Source organism: Streptomyces sp. NPDC051582, from assembly GCF_040681715.1.
Taxonomy (GTDB): Bacteria; Actinomycetota; Actinomycetes; order Streptomycetales; family Streptomycetaceae; genus Streptomyces.
The window spans coordinates 40,987-56,858 of record NZ_JBFAZJ010000003.1; the positions used below are offsets into that span (position 1 = coordinate 40,987).

10 protein-coding genes are annotated in these 15,872 nt (G+C 72.9%); 2 read left to right on the plus strand and 8 right to left on the minus strand.

The window, feature by feature from the left end:
• Window positions 1-118: 118 nt before the first annotated feature.
• From ispG to AB0M92_RS05800, 8 genes are all read right to left on the minus strand, one after another.
• Window positions 119-1,276 carry a flavodoxin-dependent (E)-4-hydroxy-3-methylbut-2-enyl-diphosphate synthase gene (gene ispG / locus AB0M92_RS05765; protein ID WP_053693180.1) on the minus strand — a complete coding sequence of 386 codons (1,158 nt, stop codon included), beginning with the start codon at window positions 1,274-1,276 and terminating at the stop codon, window positions 119-121.
• 186 nt (window positions 1,277-1,462) lie between these two features.
• Complete coding sequence (locus AB0M92_RS05770; RefSeq protein ID WP_366100848.1) at window positions 1,463-2,764, minus strand: site-2 protease family protein; 1,302 nt, start codon at window positions 2,762-2,764, stop codon at window positions 1,463-1,465.
• Complete coding sequence (dxr, locus tag AB0M92_RS05775) at window positions 2,761-4,014, minus strand: 1-deoxy-D-xylulose-5-phosphate reductoisomerase (protein ID WP_366100849.1); 1,254 nt, start codon at window positions 4,012-4,014, stop codon at window positions 2,761-2,763. The genes AB0M92_RS05770 and dxr overlap by 4 nt, the downstream gene beginning before the upstream one ends.
• Window positions 4,015-4,035: 21 nt before the next feature.
• On the minus strand, window positions 4,036-5,385 hold the full coding sequence (locus tag AB0M92_RS05780; protein WP_366100850.1) for a hypothetical protein: 1,350 nt from the start codon (window positions 5,383-5,385) through the stop codon (window positions 4,036-4,038).
• 103 nt (window positions 5,386-5,488) lie between these two features.
• Window positions 5,489-7,441 (minus strand): acyl-CoA dehydrogenase family protein, encoded by a 1,953-nt coding sequence (locus tag AB0M92_RS05785; protein ID WP_366100851.1) that lies wholly within the window; start codon window positions 7,439-7,441, stop codon window positions 5,489-5,491.
• Between the two features lie 153 nt (window positions 7,442-7,594).
• Window positions 7,595-9,040 carry an aldehyde dehydrogenase family protein gene (locus tag AB0M92_RS05790; RefSeq protein WP_366100852.1) on the minus strand — a complete coding sequence of 482 codons (1,446 nt, stop codon included), beginning with the start codon at window positions 9,038-9,040 and terminating at the stop codon, window positions 7,595-7,597.
• Window positions 9,041-9,180: 140 nt separating this feature from the next.
• Entirely contained in the window at window positions 9,181-10,761 is a 1,581-nt protein-coding gene (locus AB0M92_RS05795) for a PucR family transcriptional regulator (RefSeq protein WP_366100853.1), read from the minus strand.
• A 122-nt stretch (window positions 10,762-10,883) separates the two neighbouring features.
• Window positions 10,884-13,310: an ATP/GTP-binding protein gene (locus AB0M92_RS05800; protein ID WP_366100854.1), complete on the minus strand. Its 2,427-nt coding sequence runs from the start codon at window positions 13,308-13,310 to the stop codon at window positions 10,884-10,886.
• Window positions 13,311-13,559: 249 nt separating this feature from the next.
• On the opposite strand from AB0M92_RS05800, the gene gabT reads away from it, so the two are divergent.
• Window positions 13,560-14,906, plus strand: a complete 1,347-nt coding sequence (gabT, locus tag AB0M92_RS05805; RefSeq protein WP_366100855.1) for a 4-aminobutyrate--2-oxoglutarate transaminase — start codon at window positions 13,560-13,562, stop codon at window positions 14,904-14,906.
• 385 nt (window positions 14,907-15,291) lie between these two features.
• Entirely contained in the window at window positions 15,292-15,828 is a 537-nt protein-coding gene (locus AB0M92_RS05810; RefSeq protein WP_366100856.1) for a phosphatase PAP2 family protein, read from the plus strand.
• Window positions 15,829-15,872: the final 44 nt, after the last annotated feature.

The following is a 15,872-nucleotide window of genomic DNA, read 5'->3' on the forward strand; positions in this document are numbered from 1 at the left end:
CCGGAGGATGCCTGGTCCCACGGGTCACGAAAGAGCCCCGGCCCCGCCCGCGAGCTGCGGGAACGGGGCCGGGGCCGATACGTGCGGGAGCCGGGCCGGGGCCCGGCGGACGCCGTGCTCAGACGCCGATGGCGACGGTGGGCTCGCCGGAGGCGATGCCGTCCTTCTCCATCTGCTCGGCGATCTTCATCGCCTCTTCGATGAGGGTCTCCACGATCTTCGATTCGGGGACGGTCTTGATGACCTCGCCCTTCACGAAGATCTGCCCCTTGCCGTTGCCGGAGGCGACGCCGAGGTCGGCCTCGCGGGCCTCGCCCGGGCCGTTCACGACGCAGCCCATGACCGCGACGCGCAGCGGGACCTCCATGCCCGTGAGGCCCGCCGTGACCTCCTCGGCCAGCTTGTAGACGTCCACCTGGGCGCGGCCGCAGGAGGGGCAGGAGACGATCTCCAGGCGGCGCGGCTTGAGGTTCAGCGACTCCAGGATCTGGATGCCGACCTTGATCTCCTCGACCGGCGGGGCCGACAGCGAGACGCGGATCGTGTCGCCGATGCCCTCGGAGAGCAGCGCGCCGAAGGCGACGGCGGACTTGATGGTGCCCTGGAAGGCGGGGCCGGCCTCGGTGACGCCGAGGTGCAGCGGGTACTCGCACTGGGCGGCGAGCTGGCGGTACGCGTTGACCATGACGACCGGGTCGTTGTGCTTGACCGAGATCTTGATGTCGCTGAAGCCGTGCTCCTCGAAGAGGGAGGCCTCCCACAGCGCGGACTCGACGAGCGCCTCGGGGGTGGCCTTGCCGTACTTCTTGAGCAGGCGCGCGTCGAGGGAGCCGGCGTTGACGCCGATGCGGATCGGGGTGCCCGCGTCCTTGGCGGCCCGCGCGATCTCCTTGACCTTGTCGTCGAACTGCTTGATGTTGCCCGGGTTCACGCGGACGGCGGCGCAGCCGGCGTCGATCGCGGCGAACACGTACTTGGGCTGGAAGTGGATGTCGGCGATGACCGGGATCTGCGACTTCTTCGCGATCACGGCGAGGGCGTCGGCGTCGTCCTGCGTGGGGCAGGCCACGCGGACGATGTCGCAACCGGAGGCGGTCAGCTCTGCGATCTGCTGGAGCGTGGCGCCGATGTCGGAGGTCCTGGTGGTCGTCATCGACTGCACCGAGATCTGTGAGTCGCCGCCGACGGCCACCGAGCCGACCTGGATCTTGCGGCTGACCCTGCGGTCGGCAAGCTTCGTCGGCACGGCCGGCATTCCGAGAGAGATGGCAGTCATCTGCTGTGCAACCCCAAGGTGTGGATCAAGGTCCCGAGATCGGCGGGCTCCAGGCTTCGAGATTACGCCAATCAAGGGGCCGTCCACGCATCCGAGGCCCTGGAACACCCGAACGTAGGGAGCCGGGCACGAAGCGTGCCCGGCTCCCGTACGGCTTTCCTGCCGCCCCGCCCACCTGCGGACGTACTAGGTGATCTTGATCGGGTTCACCACGTCGGCCACGAGCACGAGCAGCGTGAAGCAGACGAACACTCCGGCCACCACGTACGCGGCGGGCATCAGCTTCGCCACGTCGAAGGGGCCGGGGTCGGGGCGGCGGAACACGCGCGCCACGGTGCGCCGGACCGACTCCCACAGGGCGCCCGCGATGTGACCGCCGTCCAGCGGCAGCAGCGGAAGCATGTTGAACAGGAACAGCGAGAGGTTGAAGAACCCGACGAGCTGGAGGAAGAACACCAGCCGCTGCTCGGCCGGGATGTCCAGGGTGGCGATCTCGCCGCTGATCCGGGCCGCGCCGACGATGCCCATCGGGGAGTCGGGCTCGCGCTCGGCTCCGCTGAACGCCGCGTTCCACAGCGCCGGGATCTTGGCGGGCAGCTGGAGCAGGCCCTGGACGCTGTTGTCGACGACCTCGCCCATGTGGTCCACGGACTGGCCGAAGGACAGCGGCGCGATCTCGCTCTTCGGGCTGAAGCCGAGCCAGCCGGCCGTCACGTACTCGCCCTTGACGTACCCGCCGTGGCCGTCCGTCCTGGCGACCTTGTTCTCGATCAGCTTGACCGGGAGGGTCTGCTGCCGCCCGTCGCGGACCACCGTGACGGTGGCGGGGCCGATGGTGTCGCGGATCTGCTTCTGCAGGGCGGCCCAGTCGGTCACCTTGTGGCCGTTGAACGCCACGATCCGGTCACCCGCCTGGAGCCCGGCGGCCTTGGCCGGGGCGACCGGGTCGCCGTCCTTGCAGACCTCGCGCTTCTCGCTCTGCTGGATGACGCACGGCGAGACGGTCGCGACCTGCGTGGTCGTCTGGTTGATGCCGAAGCTCATCCAGACGCCGAAGAAGATCGCCAGCGCCAGCACCAGGTTCATGAACGGGCCCGCGAACATCACGATCACGCGCTTCCACGGCCTGCGCGTGTAGAACAGCCGCGTCTCGTCGCCCGTCTGGAGCTCCTCGTAGGCCGCCGAGCGCGCGTCCTCGATCATCGAGCGGAACGGGGAGGTCGACCGGGCGGTCACCTTCCCGTCCTCGCCGGGCGGGAACATCCCGATCATGCGGATGTAGCCGCCCATCGGGATGGCCTTGATCCCGTACTCGGTATCGCCCTTCTTCCGCGACCAGATGGTCGGGCCGAAACCGACCATGTACTGGGGCACGCGGATGCCGAAGAGCTTGGCCGTGGAGAGATGGCCCAGCTCGTGCCACGCGATGGAGACGAGCAGCCCGAATACGAAGATGAGTATTCCGAGCACCGTCATGAGTGCTGTCATGCGCGCGCCTCCACGGCGGCCCGGGCCGCCATCTCCTGTGCCCGGGCTCTGGCCCAGGTCTCCGCTTCGAGGACGTCCGCGACGGTCAGGGAAGTTCCCGCGTCCGGCGTCCCGTGCTCATCGACCACGGCAGAGACCGTATCCATGATTGCTGTGAACGGCAGCCGACCGGCCAGGAACGCCTCGACGCACTCCTCGTTCGCCGCATTGAACACCGCGGGGGCGGTGGAGCCCAGGGTGCCCACGTGCCGGGCCAGTCCCACCGAGGGGAAGGCCTCGGTGTCGAGGGGGAAGAACTCCCAGGTCGACGCCTTGGTCCAGTCGAACGCGGGGGCCGCGTCCGGGACCCGCTCGGGCCAGCCGAGACCGATCGCGATGGGTCCGCCCATGTCCGGCGGGGTGGCCTGGGCGAGCGTGGAGCCGTCGGAGAACTCCACCATCGAGTGGACGTAGGACTGCGGATGGACCACGACCTCGATGCGGTCGAAGGGGACGTCGTAGAGCAGGTGCGCCTCGATGACCTCCAGCCCCTTGTTGACCAGCGTCGCCGAGTTGATGGTGATCACCGGGCCCATGGCCCAGGTGGGGTGCGCGAGGGCGTCCTTGACGGTGACCGAGGCCAGCTCGGCGCGGGTGCGGCCGCGGAAGGGCCCGCCGGAGGCGGTCACCACCAGCTTGCGCACGTCGGCCCGGGTGCCGGCGGCGAGGGCCTGGAAGAGGGCCGCGTGCTCGGAGTCGACCGGGATGATCTGGCCGGGCTTCGCGAGGGCCTTGACCAGCGGGCCGCCGACGATCAGCGACTCCTTGTTGGCCAGGGCCAGGGTCCGGCCGGCGCGCAGCGCGGCGAGGGTGGGCGCGAGACCGATGGAGCCGGTGATGCCGTTGAGGACGGTGTGGCACTCGGAGGCGGCGAGCTCGGTCGCCGCGTCGGGCCCGGCCAGGATCTCGGGCAGCGGCTCCGAAGCGCCGTACTGGGCGTTCAGGGCCTCCTTCAGGGCCGGTACGACGTCTTCGCGGGCGACGGCCACGGTGTTCACCCGCAGCCGGCGGGCCTGCTCGGCCAGCAGCCCGACGCGCCCGCCGGCGGCGGACAGGGCGGTCACCCGGAACCGGTCCGGGTTGCGCAGGGCGAGGTCGATGGCCTGGGTCCCGATGGACCCGGTGGATCCGAGGATGACGATGTCCCGCCGGCCGGCCGCGGGGTCGAAGAGGAGGTGCGGATCGGCTAGGGGGGCTGGGCGGTCGCTCATGCCCCCCATTGTTGCCGCAACTCAGGGACGCGTGGACACGGAGTCCCCGTCGGTGACCCGCAGCAGCAGGTGCGGCAGGGTTCCGGCGAAGTCGGGGAGGGTGCGGGCCACCCGCCACCAGGCCTCCGGGTCCTCGCCGAGGGCCAGGGCGAACAGCCGGTCCGCCTCGGCGCGGGCGGCGAGCACCGCCTCCGGGCGGTCGTGCCGGTCGGGGTGGTCCACGTCACCGAGCCAGTGGTCCTCGTCCAGGGCCCAGCAGGCGGGCAGCTTGTGACGGACCACGTCGGCGCCGGTGAGCAGGGACCGGTCCAGGCAGTCCCGCACCCAGCGGATGTCCTCCTGCACGGTCTCCATGGGGACGGCGAGACTGGCCAGGGCGAGTTCCCGCTCCACTCCCCCGGTCGCCGGCTCGGCGGCCGTCGGGGCCAGGTGGCGCACGGCCCGTACGAGGGCCTCGTCGGGCTCCGCCGGGGCGGCGGGGGCGGCCGCGCCGCGCGGCCCGGGCGGGCCCCCGGCGACCACGGCGGCCACCAGCTCCGGCAGCGGTCCCTCGAAGGCGGGGGCGTGCCGCAGCAGTTCGGACCAGAGCCGGGGATCGTCCCCCAGCGGGGTCAGCGCCCGGGTGACGGCCGTCCGCATCCCGGACTGCTCGGGCAGCGTCCAGCGCAGGCCCGGACCGGGCGGGAGGTGGCCGAGGAGCAGTGCGTGACGGGCCGGGGCCACGCAGGCGACGAGCTCCTCGTGGGTGAGCCGGCCCATCCGGACGGCGCGGACGGCGGGCCGGTGCCAAGAACGCCCGTCGCGGACGGCGGCCGGGGTGGCGAGCAGCGCGCGGACGGACTCCCCGGGCAGCTCCGCGGCGAGCAGCAGCGCCTCGACGGCGCCCGCCGGCAGCGGCTGCCGGGCGTGCTCGGCGGCGAGCTCCGCCGGGTCCAGCACGTACGGCAGGCGCAGGACGTCGAGGGCGACGCGGGGCCTGCGTATGCCGTGCCGGCGCAGCAGGCCGATCAGTTCCGCGCCGGTCAGGGGCGCGTGGGAGGGGTCCCGGCCGAGCTCCGCGCACAGCACGGGCAGCAGTTCGGGCGGGGTCTCGCGGCGGCCGTACCGGGCGGGGCCGGGCAGCCCGGGCAGGGGCCGCCCGACGACGCGGGGGTTGCGGGCGATGAAGTGGCGGTCCGCCTCGGTGCCGTGGCGCAGGAGCAGCGTCACGGCCGAGGCGGGCAGCCACTCGTCGCGGCACAGGTACTTGCGGGTCGGCCGGTCGAGCCGGCCCAGCAGGTCCAGGGCGATGTGGTCCGGTGCGTGACGCAGGACGTGCGCCACGCACCAGGCCAGCCGCCGGCTGCCCCGGTCTTCCACGGCCGTCGACATCGCTGCCCGCCTTGCCCTCGTGCCGGTGGGCGTGCGCGTACGCCTACCCGTACCCGTACCCGTACACCCGTACATCAGTGCGCCTGATGCCGATCCTCTCAGGTCAGCGCAGGGGACGGTGCACGTTTTCGTGAGTCGAGGGGCCGGGAGTGGCGTCCGCGATCCAGGGGCCGTCCCCCGAGGGGTCGAGCACGCCCTCCTCCAGCCAGGTGTAGGTGCCGGAGAGCACCCCCGCGACGACCTTGTGGTCCAGGTCGTCCGTGTTGGACCAGAGCCGGCCGAAGAGCTCCTCGACGCGGATCCGGGACTGCCGGCAGAAGGCGTCGGCCAGCTGGTAGGCCTCGCGGCCGTGCTCCCCGGAGGCCCGCAGGTGTTCGGCGCGCACGCAGGCCGCGCTCATCGCGAAGAGCTCGGCGCCGATGTCGACGATCCGGCCGAGGAAGCCCTGCTTGGTCTCCATGCGGCCCTGCCAGCGGGACATCGCGTAGAAGGTGGACCGGGCGAGTTTGCGGGCGCTGCGCTCGACGTAGCGCAGGTGGACGGAGAGGTCGGGGTGGCCGCCCGGGTGGAAGGCCCGGTACGTGCCGGGGACGTGGCCGGGACCGGTGGCCAGCTTGGGCAGCCAGCGGGCGTAGAACCCGGCGGCGCGGGCTCCGGCCTTGGCCTTGTCGCCGAGCGCCTTCTCGGGGTCGATGAGGTCGCCGGCGACCGACAGGTGGGCGTCGACGGCCTCACGGGCGATCAGCAGGTGCATGATCTCGGTGGAGCCCTCGAAGATCCGGTTGATGCGCAGGTCGCGCAGCATCTGCTCGGCGGGGACGGCCCGCTCGCCGCGGGCGGCCAGCGACGCGGCGGTCTCGAAGCCGCGCCCGCCGCGGATCTGGACCAGTTCGTCGGCCATCAGGCAGGCCATCTCGCTGCCGTAGAGCTTGGCGAGGGCGGCTTCGATGCGGATGTCGTTGCGGTCCTCGTCGGCCATCTGGGAGGCCAGGTCCACGACGGCTTCGAGGGCGAAGGTGGTGGCGGCGATGAAGGAGATCTTGGCGCCGACGGCCTCGTGCTTGGCGACCGGGCGTCCCCACTGCTCGCGGACGGCGGACCATTCGCGCGCGATCTTCAGACACCACTTGCCGGCGCCGACGCACATGGCGGGCAGGGACAGCCGGCCGGTGTTCAGGGTGGTCAGCGCGATCTTCAGCCCGGCACCCTCGGCGCCGATGCGCTGCGCGGCGGGCACCCGCACCCGGTGGAAGCGGGTGACGCCGTTCTCCAGGCCGCGCAGGCCCATGAAGGCGTTGCGGTGCTCGACGGTGATGCCGGGGGAATCCGCCTCGACGACGAAGGCGGTGATGCCGCCGCGGTGGTTCTCCGACTTCGGCACGCGGGCCATCACCACCAGCAGGTCCGCGACGACCCCGTTGGTGGTCCAGAGCTTCACCCCGTCGAGGACGTACGCGTCCTCCCCGTCCGGGACGGCGGTGGTGGCCAGGCGCGCCGGGTCGGAGCCCACGTCCGGCTCGGTCAGCAGGAAGGCGCTGATGGCGGTGGTCGCGCAGCGCGGCAGGAAGGCTTCCTTCTGCTCCTGCGTGCCGAACATCTTCAGCGGCTGCGGGCCGCCGATCGACTGGTGCGCGGAGAGCAGGGCCCCGATGGCGGGGCTGACGGAGCCGACGAGGGCCAGCGCCTTGTTGTAGTACACCTGGGTGAGGCCCAGGCCGCCGTACTTGGGGTCGATCTTCATGCCGAGGGCGCCGAGTTCCTTGAGCCCGCGCACGGTCTCGTCGGGGATCTTGGCCTCGCGCTCGATACGCGCGGCCAGACCGTTCGCGAGCTCGGTCTCGCAGAACGCCCGCAGCCGGGCCAGGAAGGCCTCGCCGCGCCGGACGTCCTCGTCCGCGGGCATCGGGTGCGGGTGGATCAGGTCGAGCCGGAAGTGCCCCAGGAAGAGTTCCTTGGCGAAGCTGGGCTTGCGCCAGTCCTGTTCCCGGGCCGCTTCCGCGACCTGCCGTGCCTCGCGCTCGGTCACCTTGGGCTGTACGGGCTGTGTTGCGGACATGAGCGGGCTCACCTCGCCGCCGGAGTCGGTGGTACCGGCCTACTGGCCGGTGCTACCTGTGAGTCGTACCCACTCCGCGCCCGCGGGAAAAGGGGGACGGCCGGTGCCCCCGCACAGTGGGCACCGGCCGTCGGCTTTTTGGCGGTACGGGAATCAGATGTCGAGGCCGGTCAGGACCAGGACTCGCTCGTACGTGTAGTCGTCCATCGCGTAGCGGACACCCTCACGGCCGACACCCGACTGCTTGACGCCGCCGTACGGCATCTGGTCGGCACGGTAGGACGGGGCGTCGCCGACGATCACGCCGCCGACCTCCAGCTCGCGGTGGGCGCGGAACGCGGTCTGGATGTTGCGGGTGAAGACGCCGGTCTGCAGGCCGAACTTCGAGTCGTTGACGGCGGCGAAGGCCTCGTCGGTGTTCTCGACCTTGGTCAGCGTCAGCACCGGTCCGAAGACCTCCTCGACGGCGAGGGTGGTGTCGCCCGGCAGGTCGGCGATGACGGTCGGCTCGTACGAGGCACCCTCGCGCTTGCCGCCGGTCAGCAGCTTGGCTCCGGCGGAGACCGCCTCGTCGACCCAGGACTCCACGCGCTTGGCGGCGTCCTCGGAAACGAGGGGGCCGACGTCGGTGGCGTCGTCGTTCGGGTCGCCGGTGACCTGGGCCTGGACCTTCGCGACGACCTTCTCGACGAGGCGGTCGTAGACGGAGGCGTCGGCGATCACGCGCTGCACGGAGATGCAGGACTGGCCGGCCTGGTAGTTCGAGAAGGTCGCGATGCGGGTCGCGGCCCAGTCGAGGTCGGCCTCGGAGGACCAGTCGTCCAGGACCACGGCGGCGGCGTTCCCGCCGAGCTCCAGGGTGCAGTGCTTGTGGGGCACCGACTGCTGGATGGCGTAGCCGACCTTGTCGGAGCCGGTGAAGGAGATGACGGGCAGGCGCTCGTCCTTCACCAGGGCCGGCATCTTGTCGTTGGCGACCGGCAGGACCGACCAGGAGCCGGCCGGGAGGTCGGTCTCGGCGAGCAGCTCGCCCAGGATCAGACCGGAGAGCGGGGTGGCCGGGGCCGGCTTCAGGATGATCGGCGCGCCGACGGCGATGGCGGGGGCCACCTTGTGGGCGCACAGGTTCAGCGGGAAGTTGAACGGCGCGATGCCGAGGACCGGGCCCTTGACGAAGCGGCGGGTCAGGGCGAGACGGCCGACGCCGCCGGCGTCGGTGTCGAGGCGCTGGGCCTCTCCGCCGTTGAAGCGGCGGGCCTCCTCCGCGGCGAAACGGAACACGGACACCGCACGGCCGACCTCACCGCGGGCCCACTTGATGGGCTTGCCGTTCTCGGCGGAGATCAGCTGGGCGATCTCCTCGGTGCGCTCGGCGAGCCGCTTGGACACGTGGTCCAGGGCGGCGGCACGGACGTGGGCGGGAGTCGCGGAGAACTCCGCCGTCACGGCGTACGCCGCGGCCACGGCCTCTTCGACCTGGGCGTCGGTGGGCACGCTGACGGTGCCGACGAGCCGGTTGTCCCACGGGGAGTGGACGTCGAAGCTGTCCTCGCCGGTGGCCTGGCGGCCGGCGAGCCAGAAGGCGTGGGTGGAAGTCATGCGAATCCCGGCCCTTCGAGTGTGTGCGGGGTCCTTGTCCCCTCCACCGTAGGACTCCGTCCGGGTTTCGGCGTTTAGCCGGGGTGGAGTGTGCGGAGCCCCGCCCGCGCCGCTTTGTCAGTGTCGGGGTGGAGTGCGGGTTACCCGGCGGGCGAGGTGGCCTTCAGGGCGAGCCACAGCTCCATGCGGACGTCCGGGTCGTCGAGGGAGCGTCCGAGGATCTCCTCGACCCTGCGCATCCGGTAGCGCAGGGTGTGCCGGTGCACCCCGAGGTCGGCCGCCGCCGCGTCCCACTGCCCGTGCCGCGAGAGCCACGCCCGCAGCGAGGCCACCAGGTCGCCGCGCCCCTTCTCGTCGTGCTCGCGCAGCGCCCGCAGCGTGCCGTCGGCGAACGCCCGTACCGCCTCGTCCGCGAGCAGCGGCAGCACCGAACCCGCCGCCAGGTCCTCGTGCTCCACCATCGGCCGCCCCCGCCGCCGGGCCACGGCCAGTGCCTGGTCGGCCTGCTTGAACGCCGCCGCCACCCCGGAGGGCGCAGCGGCGGCCGACAGCCCGATCACCAGCTCGTCCGGCTCCGGACCGGTCGCCTCCCGCCCCCGCCGCGCCTCCAGCGCCTCCGCGTGTTCCACGGACGCCTGCACCGCCGCGCCCCCGTCGGCCGCCAGCACCAGCAGCCGCCCCTCCTCCGGCACCACCAGCAGCGCCTCCCCCGCCCGGGCGGCCGCCGACTCCACCGCGTCGGCGAGCAGCGCCAGCCCCTCGGGCTGGGCCGTGCCCGCCAGTGCCGGCTCCGCCACGATCAGCCGGAACGGCGCCTCCAGCAGCGCCCCGTACAGGTCGCCGGCCACCGCCTTCGCGTGCTCGGCCTCCCCGTCCAGGAGCATCCGCAGCACCGCCGCCCCCAGCCGCGACTCGGCGTCGTGCAGCGAGCGCGAGCGCTCGGTGGTCAGGGTCAGCAGCGCCACCGCAGAGTGCACCGCGTACCGCTCGGCCGTGCCCAGCGGGGCCCCGGTGCCGACGGCGAGCGCGCCGCGGGCGCGCCGGCCCGTGCCGAGCGACTGGAGCTCGACCCGGTCCTCCGACCCGCCCACCACGGCGCTCGCGGGCGCCGGCCGCTCCCGCAACCGCTCCACGTCGGGGGTCAGCCGGGCAGCCCGCCGCGCGGCCCACTCCGGGGCGGCCGCGACCACCGCGCCCGAGGTGTCGTACAGGGCCGCCCAGCCGTGCACGTGCGCCGCCAGCCTCGCCAGCAGCTCGGCGGGCCCGTCGGCGGAGAGCGCGGCCCGGGTCAGCTCCCGCTGCGCCTCGAAGCCCGCCGTCACCGCGCGGTACTGGTCGGCCGCCAGCGCCGCCGAGACGGCCTTGCTGATCGCGAGGAAGGGGGTCCTGCGCGGCACCTCCAGCAGCGGCAGGTCCTCGTCCCGCGCCGCTTCCACCAGGGCTTCGGGGACCGCCTCGTAGTTCACGCCGACGGCGAAGCCGATGCCGACGACCCCGGCAGCGGCCAGGCGGCGTACGTACCGGCGCATCTCCTCGGGATCCTCCGCGTCCAGCTTCATCGCGGTGATCAGGAGCAGCTCGCCGCCCTCCATGTAGGGGACGGGATCTGCGAGCTCGCTGACGTGGGCCCAGCGCACGGGGGTGTCGAGGCGGCCTTCGCCCGCCCGGACGCTGAGCTTGAGCGCCGAGTGCTGGACGAGTGAGGCGAGCGTGAGCGGCATCGGGTACCAGGGGCCTTAGGGGAGGGAGGGGTACGGCGGAAAGGAGAGGCGGGGGAAGGCGGGGCAATTTCGCCTTGCCGTATGAACGACTCCCTCGATTCTGCCACCTCGTACGGGTCGGCTCAGCCCGTCGCGGCCAGCCGCACCAGCAGCGGAGCCACCCGCTCTCCCTTGACCGAGGTCAGCGAGAGCACGGCGTGCCCCGGTGGAACGGTGTTGGCGAGGGCCGAGGCCGACCAGCGCTCGCGCTCCACCTGCCGCACCGTGACCGCGTCGGTCGTCACCGCCTTGCCGGTGATGAGCTTGCGCACGGCGTGCACGGCCCGGGTGAAGGGCTGGTCGGCGTAGACCGTCCGGCTCGTGACGTCCCGGGTCTCGACCAGCTCGGTGCCCCAGGCGTCGGCGAACCGCTTGCCGTCCCAGGTGGTGACCCCGGAGAAGGCGATCCGGCAGCCGACCGCACCGAGCAGCGGCGTCCTGAGCCCTTCGGGCACGTCGTCCAGGGTGCGCAGCGCGAGCAGGACGCCGGCGTTCGCGGTGCGGAGCCTCTGCACCGCGCGTACGGCATCGGGGGTGAGCGTGTGCGAGGCGTCGTCGAGGGCGAGGAAGGCGAAGAGGGAGCGGTCGGTCCGGGCCGCGGCGGAGGCGTTGAACTGTACGAGCAGCAGCCTGGCCAGCAGCCGTGACGCGTCGGGGTGACCGCGCTCCGGGAGGTCGATGCGGACCCGGATCGGGTGTTCGAGGGCACGCATGGAGAACGGCCGGCCGGTGGCGGTGCTGTCGAAGAAGCCGTGGAAGGCGGGCCGGTCGAGCAGCGCCACCCGGTCGGCGAGGGCCGCGCCCGGATCGCCGTGGGCGGTGTGCTGGCGGACCCGGGCGTCGAGTTCGCGCAGCATCGTCAGGTGCCCGCCGCTCTCCAGCTCCCGGCGCAGTTCCGCGAGGGCGTCCGGCAGCTGGTCCAGGAGCGCCCGCAGCTCGGGAACGGTGGGGAAGCGGCCGTACGCGGCCCGGAAGGGGCCCAGGAGCTGGGCGAGGGCCGTGGCGGCCCGGCGTACGTCGAACCCCGGCGCCTCGCCGGCGAAGGCGTCGGCGAGGAGGGAGGCGGCCTCGTCCGGGTCGGTGGCGCCGCCGTAGAGGTCGAGGTCGTGGACGGAGGCGGGGTCACCGGGGCGGACCACGATGTCGTAGGCGTCGTCGGGGCCCAGCGGGCTTCCGGCGGCGCCGACGACGATCACGGCCGCCTGTCCGGCGAGGGCCTGGAGCGCCAGGGATTCGACGACCGGCCGCACCAGCAGGCCCGTCTTCCCCGCGCCCGAGGGGCCGACGGCCAGGACCGAGGTGCCCAGGACCTCCGGGTCCATGGCGAACCCGGTCCCGCGCCGCTCGTACGGGTTGGGTTCGGCGTCGGTGACCCGGCCGAGGCGGACCTGTGCGACCGCCAGGTCGTGGGAGGCGGTGCGCAGCGGCAGGTCGCGCGCGCCGGAGGGGTGGCCGCAGGCGGCCGCGCCCTTGGCCCGCACGGCCTGGTCGAAGGCGGTGCGGCGCGAGGGGTCCACCACCACGGACTCCCAGGCGCGGCGGATCCGCGCGAGGTCGACGTCGTTCATGCGGCCCGCTTCGGCCTCGGCGGCCAGCCGGTCGGCGGACTCCCCCAGTCCGGCGGCACGCAGTTGCGGCCAGCCGACCGGATCCTGCGGCCCTCCCGGCTCCCCCGCCGCGTCCGGGGCGGCCGCGGGCGGAGCGGCCGGGGACACGAGACCCGCGAGCAGGTCGGCCCAGCCGCCGAGGCGGCCGAAGACGAGGATGAGGGGGAGGTAGATCAGGGCGTAGAGGGCGTACGTGATCACCGAGGCGGCGGTGCCGCCGAGCTCGGCGTACGGCAGGTGCCCGAACGCCAGGGGGTACACCGACAAGGTCTGGTTCTCGATCAGCAGCACCACGACGAGGGCGGCGGCCGCCGATCCCAGCGCCCGGTACCCGGCCCCCCGGGCGGCGACCAGCCGGTCGAAGGCGGCTCGCCAGCCGCCCACCTTGGCGAAGACGAGGAACATGCCCACGGTGCCGAGCAGTTCGTAGAGCTCCAGGGCCGCCATGCCGCGGTGGTCGACCGGGGCGCGCGTCAGGCCGTCGGTCCACCACCCGGAGGGGGTGAAGAAATAGAGGGGAGCCCCCAGGAAGGGGAGCTCGCCGGCGACGAAGAGCCGCCAGCAGACGAAGTAGACGAGGAAGGCGATGACGAGCCGGGTCAGCACGGAGCGGTCGGAGCCGGCGGGCTTCGGCCCGGCCGGGGCGTAGGCGTAACGCCAGATGCCCGGCTCGGCCGCCGGGCGGGGGGCGCGGAGCCAGGCGGCGAACGGGGACTGGGCCGCCGTCGTGCCCCCGGCCCCCGCGCGGGGTGCACGGGCATGGGGCGGGGGAGCCTTGGCCGGCCTGGGCGGGAGCACGGGCGGCGGTCCGGCGGGGCGGGGCACATGGCCGGCGGCGCTCACCCCGTCGGGCGGGCCACCGGGGCCGCCGTGGCTGTGGCCGTACGTGCCGTCGGTGTCCATGAAACCCCTGCCCCCTGCCCGTGCCTGCGCTGCGTCGCTCAATGTAGTTGCCCGGAGGCGCCCGTGGGCCCCGTACGAGCCCCTGTCTCCGCAGCGTCCACAAGACAGGCGGCGGCTCCTTCCTATGGCCGTCGCGGACAAGGACACGCGGGCACCACTCCCGAACGGAGCATGCCGTACCCCCTCCCCCGGGCCTAGCCTGCGGACAAAGACACAAGTGCGTCCGAAAACACCCCCCAGGAGCCCTCTATGACCGCTGTCCCGCAGGAGCGCAAGATCGTCACCGCGATCCCCGGCCCCAAGTCGCAGGAGCTGCAGGCCCGCCGCCTGGAGACGGTGGCCGGTGGCGTGGGCTCCGTGCTCCCCGTCTTCACGGCCCGCGCCGGCGGCGGCATCATCGAGGACGTCGACGGCAACCGCCTCATCGACTTCGGTTCCGGCATCGCCGTGACCTCGGTCGGCGCCTCCGCCGAGGCCGTCGTGCGCCGCGCCTCCGCGCAGCTCGCGGACTTCACCCACACCTGCTTCATGGTCACGCCGTACGAGGGCTACGTCGAGGTCTGCGAGGCGCTGGCCGAGCTGACCCCGGGCGACCACGCGAAGAAGTCGGCGCTGTTCAACTCCGGTGCCGAGGCCGTCGAGAACGCCGTCAAGATCGCCCGTGCGTACACCAAGCGCCAGGCCGTCGTCGTCTTCGACCACGGCTACCACGGCCGTACGAACCTGACGATGGCGCTGACCTCGAAGAACATGCCGTACAAGAACGGCTTCGGCCCGTTCGCCCCCGAGGTCTACCGCGTCCCGGTCGCCTACGGCTACCGCTGGCCCACCGGCGCCGAGAACTGCGGCCCCGAGGCCGCCGCCCAGGCGATCGACCAGATCACCAAGCAGATCGGCGCCGACAACGTCGCCGCGATCATCATCGAGCCGCTCCTGGGCGAGGGCGGCTTCATCGAGCCGGCCAAGGGCTTCCTCCCGGCGATCGTGAAGTTCGCCAACGAGAACGGCATCGTCTTCGTCGCCGACGAGATCCAGTCCGGCTTCTGCCGCACCGGCCAGTGGTTCGCGTGCGAGGACGAGGGCATCGTCCCCGACCTGATCACCACCGCCAAGGGCATCGCGGGCGGTCTGCCGCTCGCCGCCGTGACGGGCCGCTCCGAGATCATGGACGCCGCGCACGCGGGCGGCCTGGGCGGCACCTACGGCGGCAACCCGGTGGCCTGCGCCGGTGCGCTGGGCTCCATCGAGACGATGAAGGAGCTCGACCTCAACGCCGCGGCGAAGAAGATCGAGTCCGTCATGAAGACCCGCCTGACGGCCATGCAGGAGAAGTACGACATCATCGGCGACATCCGCGGCCGCGGTGCGATGATCGCCATCGAGCTCGTCAAGGACCCGGTCTCCAAGACCCCGTTCCCGGAGGCGGCCGGCGCGCTCGCCAAGGCCTGCCACGCCGAGGGCCTGCTCGTCCTCACCTGCGGCACCTACGGCAACGTGCTCCGCTTCCTGCCGCCGATCGTCATCGGCGAGGACCTGCTGAACGAGGGCCTGGACCTCATCGAGGCGGCGTTCGCGGCCATCGGCACGGACGTCTGAGCTAGCTTCCGAACACAGGAGCCCGCCGCTACCCCCGGTAACGGGCAGGCACTGTGAAGAAGATGTGGGGGGCCGATGGCAGGAGCGCGTTCCTGCTGTCGGTCCCCTTTTCGCTGCCGTACGGTTTCTGCAGATGAGTGAAACACCCCGCTCCCGGGAGACCGGGGGCGACACCAGTACCGGGCTTCCCCAGCGCCGCACTGGGCCTGCGTTCGCGCACACTCCTCACCGATCGGACGGCCGTTCGCCCCAAACCCCCCGGGGCGCTCGGCAACCCGATCCGGGCGGCCGTCCCGGAACCACCCCCCCTGTTCCGGGACGGCCGGCCATTCTCCTCCTCCTTCTCTCCCTGCTGGGGCTCGCCCTGACGACCTGGCAGGTCCTGGTGTCGGGTCCCCTGCTCGCACCGGACGAGCACCTCAGCCGCGCCCTGGTCCGCACGGTCCCCGACTCCGTCACCGAGCGCCTCTGCGACCTCGGCAACGTCCCGGTCGCCGTACCCGTCCTGGTCCTGGCGATGGCGTACTCCGTCCGCCGCTCGCGGACCTGGGCCCCGGCGCTGACGGCCGCTCTGGCGATGGCCCTGGTCCCGGCCGTGATCGTGCCGCTGAAGGAGTGGACGGCCCGCCCGGGACCCCTGGAGCCGTGGGCCGCCGGCTACTTCCCCTCGGGCCACACGGCGACTTCGGCCGTCGCGTACATCGGCGCGGCCCTGCTGGTCTCCCCGTACGCGCGCCGCCCGTGGCCGATGGCCCTCGCCCTCCTGCTGACGGCCGCGACCGCCACCGGCCTGATCCTGCGCGGCTGGCACTGGCCCGTGGACGTCCTGGCCAGCTGCTTCCTGTGCACGCTCCTGCTGGTGCCCGTCGCCCACGCCGTCCGCCGCGCCCCCGGACCCCGCGCCCGGCCCGATCGCGCCTGACGGTGCAGGCCGGTCCGGGCCCCCGGCGGGACCCGGACCGGCGG